Annotated in this window: 15 protein-coding genes; 11 read left to right on the forward strand and 4 right to left on the reverse strand. The window is 57.5% G+C overall.

Going from position 1 to position 19,613, the window contains the following annotated elements:
* Window position 1: 1 nt before the first annotated feature.
* A complete protein-coding gene (locus LJN55_RS03515; protein WP_133843737.1) occupies window positions 2-925 on the reverse strand; it encodes a LysR family transcriptional regulator in 924 nt (307 codons plus the stop codon).
* A 408-nt stretch (window positions 926-1,333) separates the two neighbouring features.
* On the opposite strand from LJN55_RS03515, the gene LJN55_RS03520 reads away from it, so the two are divergent.
* The 4 genes from LJN55_RS03520 (at window position 1,334) to LJN55_RS03535 (ending at window position 6,931) form a co-directional block, all read left to right on the forward strand.
* Window positions 1,334-2,554 carry an oxalate decarboxylase family bicupin gene (locus LJN55_RS03520; protein ID WP_159337368.1) on the forward strand — a complete coding sequence of 407 codons (1,221 nt, stop codon included), beginning with the start codon at window positions 1,334-1,336 and terminating at the stop codon, window positions 2,552-2,554.
* A gap of 548 nt (window positions 2,555-3,102) precedes the next feature.
* Window positions 3,103-4,170 (forward strand): ABC transporter ATP-binding protein, encoded by a 1,068-nt coding sequence (locus LJN55_RS03525; protein WP_227535689.1) that lies wholly within the window; start codon window positions 3,103-3,105, stop codon window positions 4,168-4,170.
* A gap of 40 nt (window positions 4,171-4,210) precedes the next feature.
* Window positions 4,211-5,188, forward strand: a complete 978-nt coding sequence (locus LJN55_RS03530) for an ABC transporter substrate-binding protein (RefSeq protein WP_227535690.1) — start codon at window positions 4,211-4,213, stop codon at window positions 5,186-5,188.
* A 3-nt stretch (window positions 5,189-5,191) separates the two neighbouring features.
* Window positions 5,192-6,931, forward strand: a complete 1,740-nt coding sequence (locus LJN55_RS03535; protein ID WP_227535691.1) for an ABC transporter permease — start codon at window positions 5,192-5,194, stop codon at window positions 6,929-6,931.
* Window positions 6,932-7,101: 170 nt separating this feature from the next.
* Here the strand turns inward: LJN55_RS03535 and abgT are convergent, their stop codons facing one another.
* The 3 genes from abgT to LJN55_RS03550 all read right to left on the reverse strand — a co-directional run bounded on the left by abgT (window position 7,102) and on the right by LJN55_RS03550 (window position 11,490).
* Window positions 7,102-8,625 (reverse strand): p-aminobenzoyl-glutamate transporter, encoded by a 1,524-nt coding sequence (abgT, locus tag LJN55_RS03540; protein ID WP_227535692.1) that lies wholly within the window; start codon window positions 8,623-8,625, stop codon window positions 7,102-7,104.
* A 100-nt stretch (window positions 8,626-8,725) separates the two neighbouring features.
* Complete coding sequence (locus LJN55_RS03545) at window positions 8,726-10,174, reverse strand: M20 family metallopeptidase (RefSeq protein WP_227535693.1); 1,449 nt, start codon at window positions 10,172-10,174, stop codon at window positions 8,726-8,728.
* A complete protein-coding gene (locus tag LJN55_RS03550; RefSeq protein ID WP_227535695.1) occupies window positions 10,174-11,490 on the reverse strand; it encodes an amidohydrolase in 1,317 nt (438 codons plus the stop codon). The genes LJN55_RS03545 and LJN55_RS03550 overlap by 1 nt, the downstream gene beginning before the upstream one ends.
* A 129-nt stretch (window positions 11,491-11,619) precedes the next feature.
* Here LJN55_RS03550 and LJN55_RS03555 point away from each other — a divergent pair, with 129 nt between their 5' ends.
* From LJN55_RS03555 to LJN55_RS03585, 7 genes are all read left to right on the forward strand, one after another.
* A complete protein-coding gene (locus LJN55_RS03555; RefSeq protein ID WP_133843723.1) occupies window positions 11,620-12,534 on the forward strand; it encodes a LysR family transcriptional regulator in 915 nt (304 codons plus the stop codon).
* Between the two features lie 110 nt (window positions 12,535-12,644).
* Window positions 12,645-13,766: a porin gene (locus LJN55_RS03560; protein ID WP_227535698.1), complete on the forward strand. Its 1,122-nt coding sequence runs from the start codon at window positions 12,645-12,647 to the stop codon at window positions 13,764-13,766.
* Between the two features lie 139 nt (window positions 13,767-13,905).
* The gene (locus LJN55_RS03565; protein WP_133843721.1) at window positions 13,906-14,424 is read left to right on the forward strand and encodes a GNAT family N-acetyltransferase; all 519 of its coding nucleotides are present in this window, start codon (window positions 13,906-13,908) and stop codon (window positions 14,422-14,424) included.
* Between the two features lie 89 nt (window positions 14,425-14,513).
* Complete coding sequence (locus tag LJN55_RS03570; RefSeq protein ID WP_133843718.1) at window positions 14,514-15,641, forward strand: ABC transporter substrate-binding protein; 1,128 nt, start codon at window positions 14,514-14,516, stop codon at window positions 15,639-15,641.
* 230 nt (window positions 15,642-15,871) lie between these two features.
* Window positions 15,872-16,597: a gluconate 2-dehydrogenase subunit 3 family protein gene (locus tag LJN55_RS03575; protein ID WP_133843716.1), complete on the forward strand. Its 726-nt coding sequence runs from the start codon at window positions 15,872-15,874 to the stop codon at window positions 16,595-16,597.
* The gene (locus tag LJN55_RS03580; protein WP_227535699.1) at window positions 16,594-18,372 is read left to right on the forward strand and encodes a GMC family oxidoreductase; all 1,779 of its coding nucleotides are present in this window, start codon (window positions 16,594-16,596) and stop codon (window positions 18,370-18,372) included. The genes LJN55_RS03575 and LJN55_RS03580 overlap by 4 nt, the downstream gene beginning before the upstream one ends.
* 13 nt (window positions 18,373-18,385) lie before the next feature.
* A complete protein-coding gene (locus LJN55_RS03585) occupies window positions 18,386-19,612 on the forward strand; it encodes a c-type cytochrome (RefSeq protein ID WP_212813704.1) in 1,227 nt (408 codons plus the stop codon).
* The last annotated feature ends 1 nt before the right edge of the window (window position 19,613 follow it).

A 19,613-nucleotide genomic window follows, 5' to 3' on the forward strand; every position in this document is an offset into this window, starting at 1 on the left:
ATTATGTTGTGCTGCGTTGGCGGCTGTACATGCGCCCTTCGGCCACCAGCGCCAGCAGATTCGGGTCATGCTCGCGGTTACGCTCAAAGACAATCCCGATCTTCTGGCGCATCTGATACGGCTCGGCCAGCCTGAGCAACTGCACGGAGTTCTCATACACCCGCTTCATTCTGCCCGGCAGTAGTGTAAACCCCACCCCCGCCTGCACCAGACTCAGCATCGAGAAAATATCATTCACCCGGGTGACAATATTCGGTGCATATCCGGCAACATGAAACGCTTCCTGGAAGCCCTGCCAGGTGGCGAAACCCTCCGCCAGGGAGACAAATTTTTGCTGACGAAAATCGCGCAGATCCGCCGGGAAGCGAGTGTCCAGCCCAGAAGTGGAAGGTGCGGCAAGAAAGATATCATCATCAAATAACGGCAGACATTCGAAGCGATTGTAGTCCAGATCACCGGGGGCGATGGCGATCAGAATGGCATCCAGCGAGCCTTCTGAAAGGCGCGTGGTGAGCGTCTGGTTTGAACCCATAGTCAGTTCAAGCTCCAGATCGGGGCGGCGTAGTTTCATCCCCATAATCAACTGTGGAATCGTTTCCAGCGTCAGCGAATAGAGCGTTCCCAGACGCATATGTCCCTGTCCTATGCCCGCCGTTTTCCTCGTTTCTTCCACGCCGCGCGACATCATATCCAGCGCTTCTTGACTGTACTCCCACAGCGTATGCGCGGCAGGCAGCGGGACCAGGCTGCGGCCTTTATGAATGAACAGCGGGCAGCGTACGCTCTCTTCCAGACTGTGCAGCGCCCGATGAACACTGACGCTGCTGATACCGAGGGCATCAGCGGTACGCGACAGATTACCCCGGTTCATAAAGGCGATGAAAATTCCCAGTTTGCGAAAAGTGATGTCTGAATCAATGTTCATAGCAGCCTGTACTCAGGTGGCAGGAAAGTGTGGAAACAGGCTTTATTCTAGGCTCTAACAGAGCGCGTTGTTTAACGCAATCATGCGTTATCGCCTGTAACCAGGTGTTTCTTCGCACGGAAAACAGTCGATAAATAACATTAATGGCTGACCGCTGTTTTGTGCTTTTGGTGGATGAGGACAAAACAGAAAAGCAACAAGCGACAAAAAATTCGCTAATCATCCGTGTTATCGGTTTTATTCACTGTTATGCGATGAAATTTACTGATGGATCCTTGCTTACATTTCACTGAGTTTAGCGCCAATTATCTGACTGGCAGGGGAAAAAATATCGAATAGTCTTATCCACTATCGGTGCCTGTGCGCCGTAAAAAATGTTTATTTTGACTGACATAAGGAAATCAAAGGATGAATCCTCTTTCACGTCGCAGTTTTATGGCTTTTGCCGCCGGTGGTACCGTGGCGCTGGCCGCCGGTACGGTTCATGCTCACGAACAGCCCGCAGCCCAGCCCTGGAATGGGAAAATGGGCGGCACCGATCCCGGCCCGCGAGACCCGATCCGTGAGGGGGAAAACCCTGACATTGTAAATCCCCCGGCGACCGATAGCGGCACCTTACCGAATTTGCGTTTTTCCTTCAGCGACGCGCATGTGCGCAAAGGCAGCGGCGGATGGACTCGCCAGGTGACTCAGCGTGAGCTGGGGATCTCGACCACTATTGCGGGTGTGGATATGCGTCTGAACAGCGGTGGTATCCGTGAGCTGCACTGGCATAAAGAGGGCGAGTGGGCCTATATGCTGTATGGCAATGCGCGCATTACCGCGCTGGATACCGAGGGTGGCTGGTTTGTGGATGATGTCGGCGTGGGCGATTTGTGGTATTTCCCGTCAGGTATGCCGCACTCGATTCAGGGACTGGGGCCGGATGGCTGCGAGTTTTTGCTGGCTTTCGACGACGGCAACTTCGATGAAGACAGCACGTTTTTACTCAGTGACTGGTTCAAACATATTCCCCCGGACGTGTTGGCGAAAAACTTCGGCGTGCCTGCCAGCACGTTCAGCTCGCTGCCGTCACCGTCTGACGAGTATATTTTTGCCGGGCAGGTGCCGGGAGCGCTCAGTGCCGATGCCATCGCCGGAGCAAAACCTTCTACGCTGAAGTTTAGCCATCGTATGATGGCGCAAACGCCGATTAAGCTGAAAGGCGGGACGGTGCGCATTACCGACTCCTCCAACTTTAAAATCTCGAAAACCGTCGCCGCCGCGCTGGTGGAGTTACTGCCGGGGGCGATGCGTGAGCTGCACTGGCATCCGAATAACGATGAGTGGCAGTACTATCTGGAAGGGGAAGGGCGCATGGGGGTGTTTGCTTCCTCGGGTGAGGCGCGAACCTTTGATTTTCGCGCCGGTGATGTCGGCTATGTGCCGTTTGCCATGGGCCACTACATCGAGAACACCGGTGATAAACCGCTGCGTTTTTTAGAGCTGTTTAAAAGCGATTATTATGCGGATCTGTCGCTTAATCAGTGGCTGGCACTGACCCCTCCGGCGCTGGTGAAACAGCACCTGCACCTTGATGATGCCTTTATGAAGGCCCTGAACAAAACCAAAACTCCGATCGTGGAATAACCCTGCATCGCTTCGGGCGGGGCATGCCCCGCCCCTACGGCGGGGTCAGGCACGCCAGGCCCATTCCAACAACCCGCAGCATTCCGCAGGGGTCAGGCACGTCCGGCCCATTCCAATAACCCGCAGCATTCCGCAGGGGTCAGGCACGTCCGGCCCATTCCAACAACCCGCAGCATTCCGTAGGGGTCAGGCACGCCTGACCCGTCCTGACAACCCGCAGCATTCCGCAGGGGTCAGGCACGCCTGGCCCATTCCAACAACCCGCAGCATTCCGCAGGGGTCAGGCACGTCCGGCCCATTCCAACAACCCGCAGCATTCCGTAGGGGTCAGGCACGTCCGGCCCATTCCAACAACCCGCAGCATTCCGTAGGGGTCAGGCACGCCCGGCCCATTCCAATAACCCGCAGCATTCCGTAGGGGTCAGGCACGCCTGACCCGCCCTGGTCAGCAACGTCACTGCCGTTCGCTATCGCACTGTCACCTGCCTGTCATCTACGCTCAGTATGTTTTAACGCGTTACTGTGACTGACGGAGCTGAACTGCATTTATGTCTGCGATCCTGATCAACAACCTGTGTAAATCCTTTGGTTCGCAGCCGGTGCTGCGCGATGTGTCACTCCATATTGAACACGGTGAATTTATTGCGGTACTCGGCCCTTCCGGCTGCGGTAAGACCACTCTGTTGCGTACGCTGGCCGGTTTTGAAACCCCGGATGCGGGAACGATCAGCATAGGTGAACGCTGTTACAGCGCGCCGGGGCAGCATCTGCCGCCGGAACAGCGCGATCTGAGCATTGTCTTTCAGAACTACGCGCTGTGGCCGCATATGTCAGTGGCGGAAAACGTGGAATACGGTCTGAAAGTGAAAGGGATGGCACGTGAGCTGCGTCAGCAGCGGGTGGTTGCGGCTCTGTTACAGGTCGGGTTGGAAGGAATGGCCGAACGTAAGCCGGCCGATCTCTCAGGCGGCCAGCGGCAGCGTGTGGCACTGGCCCGCTGTCTGGTAACGCGTCCTCAGGTGGTGCTGCTCGACGAGCCTCTGGCCAACCTCGATGTGCATCTGCGCGCCACCATGGAAGAGGAATTCACCCGCTTTCACCAGCACTCTGGTGCCACGCTGTTGTATATCACTCACGATCAGCATGAAGCGATGGCGCTGGCCGACCGCATTGTGGTGATGCACGCCGGGCAGGTGATGCAGTTCGCCAGCCCGCAAACTCTCTACCGCCAGCCCGCCTGTGAAATGGTGGCGCGCTTTATTGACGATGGCCGCGTGGTCACGGTCAGCGATATCGAACCGGACGGACACGGCAGCGCCTGGGTCACGCTATACGGACAGCGCCTCTGCCTGCGCGCCAGCCCACAGCAGGCCGTACTGCCTGTCGGGAAAATCTGTCTGCATGCAGCCGATTTACGCCTGGCAACGGAAGAACAGCCGGGCTTCTGGGGCACCATCCAACGGGTGATTTACCGTGGCGGTTACCGCCAGCTGGAGATTGCGCCGGAGGCTGATCCGGAAAACCGCCTGACGCTGATGCTTACCGATGAGCCACTGTGGCAGACGGGTGAGCCCCTGAAGCTGTCGATCATTGATGGCTGGGTCATTCCTGCTTAATTTTTCTCTCATTTACCATCACTTAAAGGACTTCAGGGATATGCGTAACACGATAAAAATTCTGGCGCTGCTGGTGGGTTTCTCTTCACTGTCCACCCTGGCGGCCGATGGCAAACTGGTGGTGTATACCTCGCAGGCACCGGAAATTGCCCAGCAAACCATGGATGCCTTTAAAGCGGCGAACCCCGGCATCGAGGTGTCCTGGACGCGTAACGGCACCACGCAATTGATGAACGTGCTGCGGACCGAAATGATGAGCGGTGAGGTGAAAGCCGATGTGCTACTGGTGGCAGATGCCATTAACCTTGGCGCGCTGAAAAAAGAGGGCAAACTGATGGCCTGGCCGGATGCGCCGGTCAGCAACATCAGCCCTGATTTCTATGACAAAGATAAGACCTGGTTTGGCACCAAAATCATCGCCACGGTGATTGGCTATAACACCCAAAAGGCCAAACCGGTAAACAGCTGGATGGCGCTGACGGCGGCAGATAATCGGGGGCAGGTGGCGGTGCCAAGCCCGCTTTACTCCGGTGCGGCGCTCTATCATCTGCACACGGCCATTAATACGCCGACGATTGGCTGGGATTTTTATCAGAAACTGGCCGCGAACGGCGTGACACCGGAAGGCGGTAACGGCCCTGCGCTGAAAGCCGTGGCCAGCGGCATGGCGAAATATGGCGTGATCACTGATGCCGATATCATCCGCGCGAAGAAACAGGGCTCTCCGGTTGACCTGGTCTATCCGCAGGAAGGGGTGTCCTATGTGACAGAGCCGGTGGCGATCCTCAAAGGGGCGCATAACGTGGCCGCTGCCAAAGCTTTCGTCAGCTTTATGCTGTCGGAGAAAGGTCAGCAGTTAGTCGCGACCCAGGGGAACCGTCCTGTCGACAAACGTGTGGCTGCGCCGGAAGGCTTTGCGCCGATGGAGAGCATCAAACTGCTGACGCTGGATACCGATAAAGCGGTGGCCGACGATAAGCAGGTGCGGGATAAGTTCACTGAAATCTTTGGTGGCTAAAGGATGAGTGTGCTGCCTTCTCTGACGCGCAGCCTGCCGGGGCAGCGCAGATTTCGTCTGCCCGGCAGCGAGCACGGGGTGCTGTGGCTGCTGGCGCTGATGATCGGCCTGCTGTCGGTGGCCCCGCTGGCGCGGCTGGTCTGGGCCGCCGTGGCGCCGCAGGGTGTGCCGGACAGTCAGCGTCTGTTTGAGCTGCTGGCCACCCCGCGGGTGCTGCGTGCAACGGGCAACACGCTGCTGATTGCGCTGGCCTCGACGGCACTGGCGCTGCTGCTGGGTACGCTGGCTGCCTGGCTGGTGGCGCTGAGTAATATGCGTGCGAAAGCGGCATGGGTCTTTGCGTTTATCCTGCCACTGATGATCCCCCCACAGGTCACGGCGCTTGCGTGGGTACAGGCGCTGTCGCCGTCCAGTCTGGTGATGCAGGCGCTGGTGGCCCTTGGGTTGCCGTTTGACAGCGGCGGGCCACCGCCACTCTATTCACTGGGTGGTATTATTCTGCTGCTCGGCCTGCACAATGCGCCGCTGGTGTTTCTGGCGGTGCGCGCCGGGTTGCAACGTCTGCCTGCTGAACTGGTGGAGGCGGCTCGCATTACCGGCGCATCGCCGCTGCACGTTCTGTTGACGGTGGTCCTGCCGCTGGCGCGTCCGGCGATCTTTGCCGGTGCGGCGCTGTCGTTTGTGGCGGCGGCAGGCAACTTTGGTATTCAGGCTATGCTCGGTATTCCTGGCCGGGTGCCCACGTTGATCACGCTGGTTTATCAGCAGCTTAATACCACCGGACCGGGCGCATTGCCTGATATGGCGGTGCTCTCGCTGCTGCTGGCGGCAATCACCCTGGGGGGGATGCTGGTCAGTAACTTGCTGGGGGGGCGCCGCGATGTGCGCGTGAATGGCAGCACGCAGCCGTTCACCCAGTCCCTTGGGCGCTGGCGTCTACCAGTGGAGTGTGCGGTCTGGTTGCTGATGGTGCTGATCCTGCTGCTGCCGCTCTCGGCGCTGCTGACCACCTCGTTGACGCAGGGTTTTGGTCAGTCACTGAACCTGCAATCACTGACGCTGCTTAACTACCGCAATGCGTTGTTTGACTACCCGGCGGTGCGTCATGCTTTTCTCACCAGTCTGGGCCTGACGCTGCTGGCGGTGGCAATCCTCACGGTGATGGCGCTGTTTATGGCCTGTTTCCTCAGCTGGCGCCGCAGTCGCCTGGTACGGGTGCTGCATCTCTCCAGCGAACTGGCTTACGCTTTGCCTGGTGTGGTGACCGGGATTGCCGCGCTGCTGTTCTTCCTGAAACCGCTGCCGCTGGTGAATGTCAGTCTTTACGGCACGGTGTGGATTATTCTCGCGGCCTATCTTTCCAACTTTCTGGCGCTGGTGCTGCGGCCAACGCTGGCTGGTTTTGCCCGCATCGAGCGTTCGCTGGATGAAGCCGCACAGCTGGCGGGAGCGGGGTTTCTGCGGCGCATGCGTGACATTGTGCTGCCGCTGGTGGCGCCTTCGGCGATTGCCGGGGCGATTCTGGTATTCCTGACCGCGCTGAACGAAATTCAGGTATCGATTCTGTTGGTGACCTCTGCAACCCAGACCCTTGGGCCGACGATTGTCTTCCTCGATGAGGGCGGTTCCTCAACGCTGGCCGCCGCCGTTGGCTGTCTGATGATCCTGCTGGTGGTGCTGCTGATGCTGCTGGCGTCATGGCTGGCACGACGTCATCGTGGCGTGCTGCCATGGCAGGTTTAAACCGTTATCTAATGGCGTTTACGGTCAACGGCAGGTCAAGATTAACGGCCAGGTCAAGGGGCGGCGGCGACTGGCCGCCCCTTGTCGCGCAGCGGGAAAGCGAAACGCCCTTGACCTTGATCTTGATCTGAAGACCTTGACCTTAAGACCCTGGCCTTTCGGATCACCTCCTACGGCAATACCGGATATACCCCCGGCCCAATCGGCAGCCCCAGCGCATACCACGCCAGCAGCAGCGCAATCCACACCGCAAAAAACACCAGCGGATACGGCATAATCAGCGTGTAATAGGTCCCGAGCTGCGCGTCTTTACGGTAGCGTTGCAGGAAGCCAAGGAACAGCGGCAGGAACGGTGACATTGGCGACAGCGGCAACACGGCAGAGTCAGCGATGCGGAAAATCATCTGTGCGAAGGCCGGGTGGAAGCCCAGCAGCATAAACATCGGCACGAAAATCGGCGCCAGGATCGACCAGATAGCTGACCCACTGGCGATAAACATGCAGAGAAACGCCGACAGAAACATCAGCCCGATAAACGCTGGCGCGCCGGTCATGGACATCTGCTCCAGCACATCCGTCAGCCCCACCGCCATAAACGTGCCCATGTTGCTCCAGTTAAACATCGCGACAAACTGGGCGAGCGGGAACACCATCACGATAAATCCGGCCATGCTTTTCATCGGTTCAATCAGCAGGGCAGGCACATCATCCGGGCGGGCGATCTGCTTTGTTGCCACGCCGTAAGTGATCGCCACCACAAAGAAGAACAGAATAATCAGCGGCACAATGCCCTGAATAAAGGGCGAAGGGATGATCGCGCCGCTGGCCGGATTGCGCAGCATCGCCCCTTCAGGTACCACCATCAGCGCCACCAGACCGATAAACACCACTGCCGCCAGCGCACTCATCAGCAGGCCACGGTTCTGTAACGGTGTCAGGCTGGCGAGCTTCTCTTCGCTGTTGCCCTGCCAGGCAGGCAGGCGGGGTTCAACAAACTTATCCGTCAGCAGCCCGCCCGCGAAGGTCAGCACGATCACCGAGCTGGCCATAAAGAACCAGTTATCGATGACGCTAACGTGTACGGTATCGCTCACCGCTTTGGCCGCCTCACTACTGATGCCCGAGAGCAGCACATCGGTGGTCACAATCAGCAGGTTGGCGGTAAAGCCGGAAGCCACCCCGGCAATTGCGGCAAGCAGCCCGGCGACCGGATGACGACCGACGGCAATAAACATCAGGGCACCCAGTGGCGGCATCACCACCAGTGCAGCATCCGACGAAATATGGCTGAAGAAGGCGATAAACAGCACCATATAACTGGCGTAGCGGGCGCTGACAAACGAGGCCATCTTATTCATCAGTGCCTGCAACAGCCCGGTTTTTTCGGCCAGTCCGGCACCAATCATCAGCGCGAGGATCGAACCCAGCGGGGCAAAGCCGCTGAAGTTTTTGATGATATTCGGCAGGACCCACTGGATGCCCGCCACGCTCAGCAGGTTTTTGACCTCGACCATCTTACCGCTGGCCGGATTTTTCACCGCCACGCCGAACCAGGAGAGCAGCGCGGTCGATATCATCAGTACAGCAATCAGATAAACAAATAACAGAAACGGATTAGGTATCTTGTTGCCGATGCGTTCAATCCAGTAAAAAATCTTTCCCGGGCTTTTGTTGGCCGCTGTTGTTTCGCTCATTGATTAACCCTATTGCCTTGTCGTCGTTATGATGGTGTTTGCGTGTTATTTTTTTAACGGGGCCGGGATCGAGCCAGGCCTCCGGGAACGTCGAATATCGTTACGCCAGCGGCGTGGGTTTAACGCCTGCCGGAATGGGGCAGTGGTAAGGCTGTCTGGCCCGCTGCTGACGGAACTCCTGCTGCGCATTATCCAGGACATCCGCATCGCTGAATAATGCCAGCGCGGTTGCCGCCAGGGTTTTACCTGCAAGACACATGCCTTTATGGGCAATCGGGGTGCGGCCCTGGGCCACTAACTGCCAGCTGTGCAGTGCCGTGCCGAAGGCAAAACAGGGGGTAAAACACTGTGCGGTCGGTGCCACCCAACTGACGTCACCCACATCGGTTGAGCCGTACAGCACCTCTTCGCTGGCGCAGTACGGAGCAACGCTCTCCATCAGCACGCGATCGCCCAGCGCCTCTACCCAGGCGTGGCCCGCACTCCCCCCGGTACGCGCAGCGTTCAGCCGGGCGTTACGCAGATCGTCGGCGTTCAGCGTCTGGCGAATATCGGCGGCAAACTGGCGTTCTTCGTCGGTATAATCGGGCAATCCAAAATGCGTGAGCTGGCGATACATCAGCTGTTCCAGCACCCGGTTGGGCTGATAGTTGGAACAGGCTTTTTCAAAGCGCACGCTCATCTGCGTCCCGGTCATCAGTGCGGCGCCGCGAGCGATATCGGTGACCCGTTGATAAATATCCTCCAGCTGGTCAAGCTGCGGTGCGCGCACCAGATACAGTACTTCTGCTTCCGCCTGCACCACATTGGGGGAACTGCCGCCGCTGTTGGTCACCGCATAGTGCAGCCGCGCTTCAGGAATAATGTGTTCGCGCAGGAAGTTAGCGCCGGTATTCATCAATGTGACAGCATCCAGCGCGCTGCGTCCGAGGTGCGGTGCATTGGCCGCATGAGAGGCGACGCCACTGAAGTGAAACGCCGCCTGGATATTGGCGAGGGTGGCGGTATTAAACATGCCGCTGAAACCCTCCGGGTGCCAGGTCAGGGCGGCATCGACATCGTCGAACAGCCCTTCACGCACCATAAAGGTTTTACCGGAGCCACCCTCTTCGCCGGGGCAGCCGTAAAAGCGGATCGTGCCCGTTGCGCTGTTCTGTTGCAGCCAGGCCTTGACCGCACAGGCCGCCGCCAGCGCGGCGGTGCCCAACAGATTGTGGCCGCAGCCGTGGCCGTTGCCGTCCGTGACCAGCGGCGTGCGCGTGCTGCATCCCGCCTGCTGGCTCAGCCCGGCCAGCGCGTCATACTCACCCAGCAGGGCAATCACCGGCTGACCCTTCCCGTAGCTGGCGATAAACGCAGTTTCAATGCCACCCGCCGCCTGTTCAATGCTAAAACCTTCCTGTTCCAGCGCCCCGGAGAGCAGTCCGGCGGCAAAGGTTTCGGTAAAGCGCGTTTCCGGCTGGTCCCAGATGGCATCGCTTAATGCGCTGAATCGCGCCTGGTGCTGGTCGATGTAGTGCGCCACAAAGTCATTCATTGCCTGGTTCATCACGCCTCCGCTTCGAATTCAGCAATATTGAGTGCAATCGCCGCGAGGGTTTTCACCGCCACCGCCATCACCTGCTCATTGAAGTCGAATTTTTCGTTGTGGTGCCCGGCGCTCAGTTCGGTGCCGAAAATGATGTAGGAAGCCTGCCCGCCGTGCTGCTTGACCCGCTCCATCATGTAGGTGGCATCTTCCGATCCGGCCGCGACACCGCGCGTGTCGACCCGTGAGGTCAGCTCGGGAATATGCCTCGCCTGGTGGCGAATATAACGCACCCATGGGGCGGTGGGCTGGCTGCTGCGCGCCGCGCCCATCAGCGTGACCTGATGCTCCACGCCGTACATCTCTGCCGCCCCTTTCAGGGTTTGCAGCGCACGCTGGTAGATAAAATCGTTGATTTCATTGGTTGCGCCACGGGTTTCCACTTTCATCATTGCACGGTCAGCGACGACGTTACGCCCGGTGCCTGCCTGCAAGACGCCAACGTTGACACGGGCGCTGCCGCCGCTGTGCTGAGTCAGGGTGTGCAATCCCAGCGTGGCCTGCGCGGCGGCCAGCAGCGCGTTGCTGCCCTCTTCGGGGCGGGCACCCGCATGAGCAGCATTGCCACGGAAGCTGACGTCGAGCTTGGTGGTGGCCATAAAGTTATCGCTGCCGCACACCAGTTCACCCGCTGGAACGCCGGTGCCGATATGGATGGCGGTAAAGAAGTCGACGTCATCGACTACACCCGCTTCGACCATCGATTTTGCGCCGCGAGTGCCTTCCTCTGCTGGCTGGAAAATCAGCTTGATGGTGCCGCTCAGTTCGGCTTCGAACTGCTTCAGGACCTGCGCGAGGCCAAGGCCGATGGTGGTGTGGCCGTCGTGGCCGCAGGCGTGCATCATGCCTGCATTGACGGAGCCAAAGCCCTCGGCGTGCGGGCGATGCTCCTCCGTCTGGTTTTCAATCACATCCAGCGCATCCATATCTACGCGGAACGCCATCACCGGGCCGGGGCGACCAGTCGCCAGCGTAGCGACAATCGCGCAGAAACCACCGGAGAAGTGCGGCAGCCACTCCGGCAGCGCCCCCTGTTCCCGTGCGCGCTGTTCGTGTTGCGCCAGTACCTCCGGCGAAGGCAGGCCCATGCGCGCTTCGGCCTTCACCACCTCTTTACCCAGCTGGAGCTGGTAGCCAAGTCGATGGAGTTCGGCAGCCACGAGGGTGGCGGTGCGGAACTCCAGCCAGCCGGATTCGGCAAATTTATGCAGGTCACGCCGCCGCGCCTCTAGACGGGGGGCAATCTCTTTCACAAAGTCAGCAATAGCCTGGTGCATGGGTCATCCTTCTGATTGGGCATCATGATTTCAGTGTTATCACTTTCTGTTCTACACAATGGAATCCACGGACAGAAGATGCCAATATCTTGTGACTGATAATCAACGGTTATCACATAAGGAAAACCTATGCCTGCCTCTATCAAGTTACACCAGCTACGCGCTTTTGTTGACGTTGCCCGTCACGGCAGCATTCGTGCTGCCAGCCGGGCCGCCGGGTTGTCACAGCCCGCGCTGACTAAATCGATTCAGGAGCTGGAGGAGGTGCTGGGTGCAAGGTTGTTTATTCGGCGCAGCCAGGGCGTGGCGCTCACCGAGATTGGTGATAACTTTTTTCAACATGCGAGCCTGGTCCTTGAAGAGTTGCGCGTGGCCCAGGAGGACATACAGCAGCGGCTGGGGCTGGCGGGGGGCACGGTGAACATCGGCGTGGGCGGCAGCATTGCGCGAACGCTGATGCCACAGGTGATCACCCAGTTTCGTCGCCAGTTTCCCAATGTGAAGATCCGCATTGTGGAAGGGCAACTGGTCTCAATGATCCCTGAGCTGCGACAGGGCGAGCTGGATTTCACCATCAATACGTCCTATCCCGGTCATCTGGACAGCGAGCTGAGCTATGAAAGGTTGATGGAGCGCGAATATCGCGTCGTGGTGCGCAAAGGGCATCCGTGTGAGCACGTGACATCGCTGGCGGAATTGCAGCACTGCGACTGGACGATGCCAACGCCACGCGGTAGCTATTATCGCCTGCTGCATGATCTGCTGCACGATATGGGCATGGCCCCGGCGATCAGCGTCACCTGCGAAACCTTTATGGCCTGCACCAGCCTGATCGCACAGAGTGATTTTGTCAGTATTCTCTCCAGTGATGTGATCGGCGATCCGATCCTCGGCAACCAACTGGTGGCGCTGAATATTAAAGAGGTGCTGCCCAATGCCACGTTTTATCTCATCCAGCGGAAGGACAGTACGCTGACGCCGATGGGGGCAGAGCTGGCGCGCTTATTCCGTCTTCATTGCTGCCATTCACAAAAAGAGAACTAAGCACCGCACATCCCACTAAAACACACGCGGAAAAAACGCTATTTATTGATGATGTCGCCTGGCAGAACTCCCGGCAGTGGGCTGGTTGGAGCAATAAGGTGATATTCAGGATGCAAAAAACAGGGAAGGCGCTGGCGATCGTGATGCTGCTCCTTGCGTCATCTTCGGCCAGTGCGACGATCACCGTGCTGAAAAAAAACACCTTCACCGATCCGCGGTTATCCCCACTGAGTCTTGGCATCAGCGGCAGTATTCGCCCGGAGTTTATCTGGCATAAGGGAGAAGATAACCACGGTGGGCATGATGGCGGTACGCGTTTTCGCTTCAGCGTCGATTACCTGCTCAGGCCCGGCACATCGGTTATCGGCTTCTATTCACTGGGTGTGGATACGGCACATGTACTCGGGCTGAAGCACCACTACGATCATGACAATAACTGGGGGATTCAGCGTAAGCTGTTTGGTGGCATTAAAGATGACCGCTACGGTACGCTCACTTTTGGACACCAGTACAGCGTCTATTACGACACGATTGGGATAAAAAGTGACGTTTGGGACAATGACGGGCATGCCAGTGCTAACTGGATTGGCGTCGGTGGGGACTATGACGGGGGAGAACGCCCACGCAATAGTCTGAAGTACACCAACATCTTCGGTGACCTGACGCTCTATGTTGACTATTTGCTGCCGCAGGATGAACTGGTGTTGGGTGACAGCCAGTATTACCGACGCAAACGCGGTGGTGGCATTGGTGTTGACTATCAGATGGCAAAAGATCTGACGATGAGCGCCAGCTGGAATCAGACCAACGCCACGGTCAGAGGTTCGGGCAGCAAACAACGCGGTTATCGCCAGCAGTTTAGCGGCGCTGCCATGACCTGGCAGCCGGGCAACTGGTATCTGGTCGAAACTGCCACCCTGTATCGACATTATGTTCCTGCCACGATACGGCAGAGCACCGACAACTATTTTGCGCGACGCGGTTATGGGCTGGAGGCCTTTGCCGGTTATACCTTTCCGATCGACAAGCGTTATCTTCACTCCGTTCAGCCCTATTTTGCGGTGGATACGCTGCGCTTGCAGGGAAATGAAAATTATCATGCGAATCATGGATATCTGGGGGTTTACACGCAGCTGGCTTATGGCTTCTCCATTTATCTGGAACACACCTTCACCGCAGCGTCTGACAATGACCCAGACCAGACCTGGCTATCGGTTTACTATGATTTTTAAGCGCCCAACAATGAGTCGCGAACAGAATAGCCGGAGAGCATTTAATCTCCCTGTGGGGATTTTTCATTCGCCAAGGTATTAGTAAAAGCGATAGATTAATCTGCATCGCCGAATGATCTTAACCCCAGCGGAGCCACGCATGATGCCCACCGAGCTTATCACTATCCAGCGCTACCGATCGGAATACCAGCCTGGCGTCGTACAGCTTATCCTGCCGATCCAGAATGAGGAGTTTGGCATTGCCATCACGGCAGCACAGCAGCCGGATCTCAGCGATATCGGCCATTTTTATCAGCAGGGAAACGGTGATTTCTGGCTGGCGCAGATTGGTGAACGCGTGGTGGGCTGTATTGGTCTGAAAGATATAGGTCAACAGCAAACGGCGCTGCGTAAGATGTTTGTTGCCGCGCCGTATCGCGGGCGGGAGTGGGGGGTGGCGTCTGCGTTGCTTAACACCCTGATGATGCATGCACGACACCGGAGGGTGGACGATATCTTCCTTGGAACCACCGCGAAGTTTCTCGCGGCACACCGTTTTTACGAGAAAAACGGTTTTAGCGAGATCCCGGTGACGGAGCTACCCGTCAGCTTCCCGGTGATGACGGTGGACACGAAGTTCTACCGTTTTACCTTCTCATCCTCATGCGAAATTTCCTGACACATATTGTAATAACCCCGGCCTCGTCGTAGCATTCCTCAGCAAAATTGAGATTGAGAATAATTATTATTTCCTCTGTGGAGAGTGCTATGACGTTCTGGGGTAAAGCAGTGATCTTTGCTGGCGGTTTGTTCGCGTCGGCCAGCCTGCTGGCGGCACCGTTTGTGGTGGAAGATGTCAGCGGCCGTAAGGTCGAAATCAAATCCGAAGTGAAACGCGTGATCCTCGGTGAAGGGCGGCAGATCTACCTGCTGGCGGCCTTTGATACCGATGCACCGTTCCAGCGTGTGGTGGGCTGGCGCGACGATCTGCCAAAAGCGGATTTTGACAGCTATCAGATCTACGCCAAAAAATATCCGTCCATTACTTCACTACCGACCTTCGGCGGCGCGAAAGATGGCACCTTTAACGTTGAGCAGGCGCTGACGCTGAAGCCCGATCTGGTGTTGATGAACCTGGAATCGAAAGCGGCCACCGATGAATCTAAACTGACGGAAAAACTCGACAAGCTGGGCATCCCGGTGGTGTTTATCGATTTCCGCGAAAAGCCGTTTGAGAACGCGGTGAAAAGCATCCGCATTATGGGGCAGCTGGTTGGTAAACCTGAACGTGCGGAAGAGATCATCGCCTTCCGTCAGCAGCAGATCGATATCGTCACCGAACGCCTGAAAAACTATCAGGGCCCGCGTCCTAAAGTGATGCTGGATCGTGCCGGTGGCTATACCGAAGAGTGCTGCATGTCCTTCGGCGACGAAAACTTCGGCCGTATGGTCGAAGTGGCAGGGGGAACGAATATTGCCAAAGGGCTGATCCCAGGCACCTTCGGTACGCTGAATCCTGAGCAGATTATCGCTTCGCGTCCGGATGTGGTGGTGGTGACCGGTGCGAACTGGAAAAACTACAATACGGCCGGTGGCTGGGTGGGTGTCGGGCCAGGTGCGGATGTGACGCTGGCGACACAGCGTTTAACCGCCCTGATGGCGCGTCCGGCATTCCGTACGTTGCCGGTGGCCACCAACGGTAACGCACACGCTATCTGGCATCAGTTCTACGACAGCCCTTATCAGTTTGTCGCGATTCAGATGCTGGCAAAATGGCTGCATCCGGAGTTGTTTAAAGATATCGACCCGGACGCTACGTTCCGTGAGTTCCATCAGCGGTTCTTGCCGATTGATTATCAGCCAGGTTACTGGGTTACCCTGAAACCGACGCCATAAATCTCTGAACAAAGGGTGCGATTCGCACCCTTTGTTCATTATGGAGGTTATCAATGAGCTGAAGCGATTATCCTGGAATAATCTTTATCCAAACTCATATCTGCTAACACGTTTCCCGCCCCCGTCGTCTTCCTTTGTCGCCTATTCTATCCCCCGCAGAAAATAAGGTTTTATGCTGCAGCACTGGCCCCTGTGCGGGCTGAATACCGACTATTCACAGGAAGAAGACAATGGTAGATCATGATGATGTTGCCCGTGGCAGGCGACGTTTCCTGCAACAATCGCTGGCGTTTATCCCGCTGGCTACGGTGGTGGGACGCGGAGTCGCTCCCCTCAGTGCGCAGGCTGCCCCGGCGCAGGGCGTCTCTCCTGGCCCGGTTCCTTTGTGGTTTAACCCCCGTGAATGGCGCTTTATTATTGCCGCCTGCGGCCGACTGATCCCGGAGGATGCGCTAGGCCCCGGCGCCGTTAGCGAAGGGGTGCCGGTTTTTATCGACAGACAGATGGAACAACCCTACGGCCACGGTCAGCTGTGGTATATGCAGCCACCGTTTGCGGAGGCGATCCCGGAGTTGGGATATCAGTCACCGCTGGTACCGCGCGAGATCTACCGCCGGGGAATCGCCGCGATAGACCAGCACTGCCAGCAGCATGAGCAGGCAGACTTTGCCGACCTGAAACCCCGGCAGCAGGATGCTCTGTTAACGCAGCTGGAAGCCGGTGAACTTAACTTTAGCGGATTGCCTGGCGCGCTGTTCTTTACCCAACTGCTGGATAACACCAAAGAGGGCTATTTGGCTGACCCGCAGCACGGCGGAAATCAGACGCTGGCCAGCTGGACGCTGATCGGTTTCCCCGGTGCACGTGCCGATTATCAGGATCAGATGGATAACCCGAATAAACCCTATCCGCTGCCTCCGGTCAGTATTTCTGGCTATCGGGGGCGCAGCGCATGAGTACAATCAAACACCCCCCGGTTGACGTTGTGATTGTTGGGTTTGGCTGGACGGGGGCGCTGATGGCCCGCGAGTTGGCGGAAACCGGGCTGAATATCCTGGCACTGGAGCGCGGTGAACAGCGCGATACCTGGCCGGACTTTGCTTACCCGCGCATAACGGATGAACTGACCTACGGTATCCGGCTGAAGCTGTTCCAGAACCCGGCGCGTGAGACGGTGACGGTGCGCCACACCTCAGCCGACCATGCCATGCCTTACCGCCGCTTTGGTTCTTTCCTGCCCGGTAACGGCGTAGGCGGGGCGGGGGTTCACTGGAACGGGATGCTGTGGCGGCCTCGGGAAACCGACCTGAAGATGCGCAGTACCGTCACCGAACGTTACGGGGCCAGCGTGATCCCGGCGGATATGACGTTGCAGGACTATCCGGTGAGTTATCAGGAGCTGGAACCCTTCTTTGAGAAATTCGAAAAAATCTGCGGCACAGCAGGGCAGGTGGGTAACCTCCGTGGGGAGACCGTCGCCGGGGGCAATCCGTTTGAAGCGCCACGGCGTGCACCTTACCCGACAAAGCCCCTGAAGCAACAGTATGCCGGGCAGCTTTTTGCCCGGGCGGCAGAAAGCCTGGGGTACAGCCCGTTCCCTATTCCGGCAGCCAACTGCACCGAAGCCTGGAAGAACCCTTATGGTGTGCAGCTGGGCGTCTGCAACTACTGCGGGTTCTGTGAACGTTTCGGCTGTTTCAACGGTTCCAAAGCCTCGCCGCAGTCAACTATCCTGCCTTCACTTCGCCAGTTTTCGAACTTTTCGCTGCGCACTCAGGCACAGGTGTTGCGTATTAATACTGATGCCAGTGGGAAAAAAGCCACTGGCGTGACCTGGGTGGATGAGCTGGGGGTACAGCATGAACAGCCTGCGGATCTGGTGATCCTCAGCGCCTTCCAGCTGCATAACGTTCGCCTGCTGCTGCTGTCGGGGATAGGTAAACCCTACAATGCGCAGAGCGGAGAGGGCGTGGTTGGCCGTAACTATGCTTACCAGATGAATGGCAGCCTCAATCTGTTCTTTGGCGAGAAGCATAACTTTAATCCGTTTGCCGCCTCTGGCGTGACCGGGACGTTTATTGATGATTTCAATGCCGGGAATTTTGACCAGAGCGGGCTGGGTTTTATTGGCGGCGCCACCATCGGGGCGGCCACCAGCGGCGGGCGGCCGATCCAGCAGATGCCGTTGCCTGCGGCATCCCCGCAGTGGGGCAGCGGCTGGAAAAAAAGCATCAAACAGCACTATCTGCACACTATGACCATCGGTTCATCGGGATCGGTCATGCCATATAAACAGTGTTATCTCGACCTCGACCCGACCTACAAGGATGTCCACGGCCAGCCGCTGCTGCGCATGACGTTTGACTGGCAGCCGAATGAACTGAAAATGACGCAGTTCATGCAAGGCAAAGCGGAGCAGATAGCCCGTGTAATGGGGGCACAGCAGGTTGAATCGGGTTTTATGAAGCCCGGTGACCACTATGATGTGCGGCCTTACCAGTCCACGCATACCACGGGGGGGACAGTGATGGGTGATAACCCGAAAAACAGTGTGGTAAACAAATATTTGCAAAGCTGGGATGTGCACAATTTGTTTGTGCTGGGGGCATCTGTCTTCCCTCAAAATCTTGCCTACAACCCCACCGGTATTGTTTGCGCCACTGCACTGTGGGCAGCGCACGCCATCCGTACTCAATATTTCGCCCAGCCCGGACCGCTGGTGCAGGCCTGACAGGGAGTGAGCCATGAATATCAGACAATACGGTCTGTGTGTGCTGCTGGCAGTGGCCAGTAACAGCATTGCCGCTGTGCCTGAGCGCAGCATCAGTCCGGGGCACTATCTGGCCCTGGCGGCAGATTGTGCAGCCTGCCACACCGCAGAAAAAGGCACGCCTTTTGCCGGGGGACTGAAGATGGATACCCCCATCGGGGCTATTTACTCCACCAATATTACCCCGGATGCACAAACCGGCATCGGTCACTACAGCTATCAGGATTTTGCGCGGGCGCTTCGTGAGGGGAAGGCCCGGAATGGTCATTATCTGTATCCGGCGATGCCTTATACCGCGTTCAGCAAGTTTGACGACCAGCAGCTGCACGATTTGTATGCGTACTTCACACAGGAGGTTCCTGCCGTCCGGCAGGCAAACCGAAAAAGCGATATCCCCTGGCCGTTAAATATACGCTGGCCGTTGTGGGTGTGGAATATGATGTTTCATGACGATGAACGCTATCTTAACGACCCGCTGAAAAGCGCCGAGTGGAACCGGGGTGCCTGGCTGGTGATGGCTCCGGGGCACTGCGGTAGCTGCCATACGCCACGCGGTATAGCGATGCAGGAAAAAGGGCTGGACCACAATGACAGCGCCTATCTGTCCGGAGGAACCATTAACGGCTGGCATGCACCGGACCTGCGGGGTAACAACGTTCGCGGGCTGGGGAGCTGGACGCAGCAGGATATTATCAATTTCCTCAAAACAGGGCAGAACGACCGCACAATGGCATTTGGTTCCATGGCCGATGTGGTGCAGCAGAGTACGCAGCATCTTACGCCGGCGGATCTTAGTGCTATTGCGGTGTTTCTGAAGAGCCTGCCTCCCGGTAAATTCTCTTCTTCGCCAGCCAGTGAAGATTATGCCGAAGCTCAATATCCGGGGGCGGCGCTGTATCAGGATAACTGTGCCGCCTGCCACCGTAGCGATGGTCGGGGATACACTCACACCTTCCCGGCACTGGCAAGTAACCCGGCGCTGTTGGGGGATGATCCTTCGTCACTGGTTTCAATGATTTTGCACGGAGGCCGGGCTGCGGTGACAGAAAGAGCATTGACAGGTATGCGAATGCCGGGATTTGGCTGGCGGCTGACGGATCAACAGGTGGCCGAACTGAGTAACTATGTGCGCAACAGTTGGGGAAATCAGGCCAGCGATGTGACGGCGGAGCAGGTGAAAAAATTGCGGAAAGGGGAGTAAA

The sequence above is a fragment of the Erwinia rhapontici genome (assembly GCF_020683125.1).
Lineage (GTDB): Bacteria > Pseudomonadota > Gammaproteobacteria > Enterobacterales > Enterobacteriaceae > Erwinia > Erwinia rhapontici.

Coding starts and splice junctions, on each gene's coding strand:
- LJN55_RS03515 (WP_133843737.1), bottom strand. CDS start 925: ATGAACATTGATTCAGACATCACTTTTCGCAAACTGGGAATTTTCATC.
- LJN55_RS03520 (WP_159337368.1), top strand. CDS start 1,334: ATGAATCCTCTTTCACGTCGCAGTTTTATGGCTTTTGCCGCCGGTGGT.
- LJN55_RS03525 (WP_227535689.1), top strand. CDS start 3,103: ATGTCTGCGATCCTGATCAACAACCTGTGTAAATCCTTTGGTTCGCAG.
- LJN55_RS03530 (WP_227535690.1), top strand. CDS start 4,211: ATGCGTAACACGATAAAAATTCTGGCGCTGCTGGTGGGTTTCTCTTCA.
- LJN55_RS03535 (WP_227535691.1), top strand. CDS start 5,192: ATGAGTGTGCTGCCTTCTCTGACGCGCAGCCTGCCGGGGCAGCGCAGA.
- abgT (WP_227535692.1), bottom strand. CDS start 8,625: ATGAGCGAAACAACAGCGGCCAACAAAAGCCCGGGAAAGATTTTTTAC.
- LJN55_RS03545 (WP_227535693.1), bottom strand. CDS start 10,174: ATGAACCAGGCAATGAATGACTTTGTGGCGCACTACATCGACCAGCAC.
- LJN55_RS03550 (WP_227535695.1), bottom strand. CDS start 11,490: ATGCACCAGGCTATTGCTGACTTTGTGAAAGAGATTGCCCCCCGTCTA.
- LJN55_RS03555 (WP_133843723.1), top strand. CDS start 11,620: ATGCCTGCCTCTATCAAGTTACACCAGCTACGCGCTTTTGTTGACGTT.
- LJN55_RS03560 (WP_227535698.1), top strand. CDS start 12,645: ATGCAAAAAACAGGGAAGGCGCTGGCGATCGTGATGCTGCTCCTTGCG.
- LJN55_RS03565 (WP_133843721.1), top strand. CDS start 13,906: ATGATGCCCACCGAGCTTATCACTATCCAGCGCTACCGATCGGAATAC.
- LJN55_RS03570 (WP_133843718.1), top strand. CDS start 14,514: ATGACGTTCTGGGGTAAAGCAGTGATCTTTGCTGGCGGTTTGTTCGCG.
- LJN55_RS03575 (WP_133843716.1), top strand. CDS start 15,872: ATGGTAGATCATGATGATGTTGCCCGTGGCAGGCGACGTTTCCTGCAA.
- LJN55_RS03580 (WP_227535699.1), top strand. CDS start 16,594: ATGAGTACAATCAAACACCCCCCGGTTGACGTTGTGATTGTTGGGTTT.
- LJN55_RS03585 (WP_212813704.1), top strand. CDS start 18,386: ATGAATATCAGACAATACGGTCTGTGTGTGCTGCTGGCAGTGGCCAGT.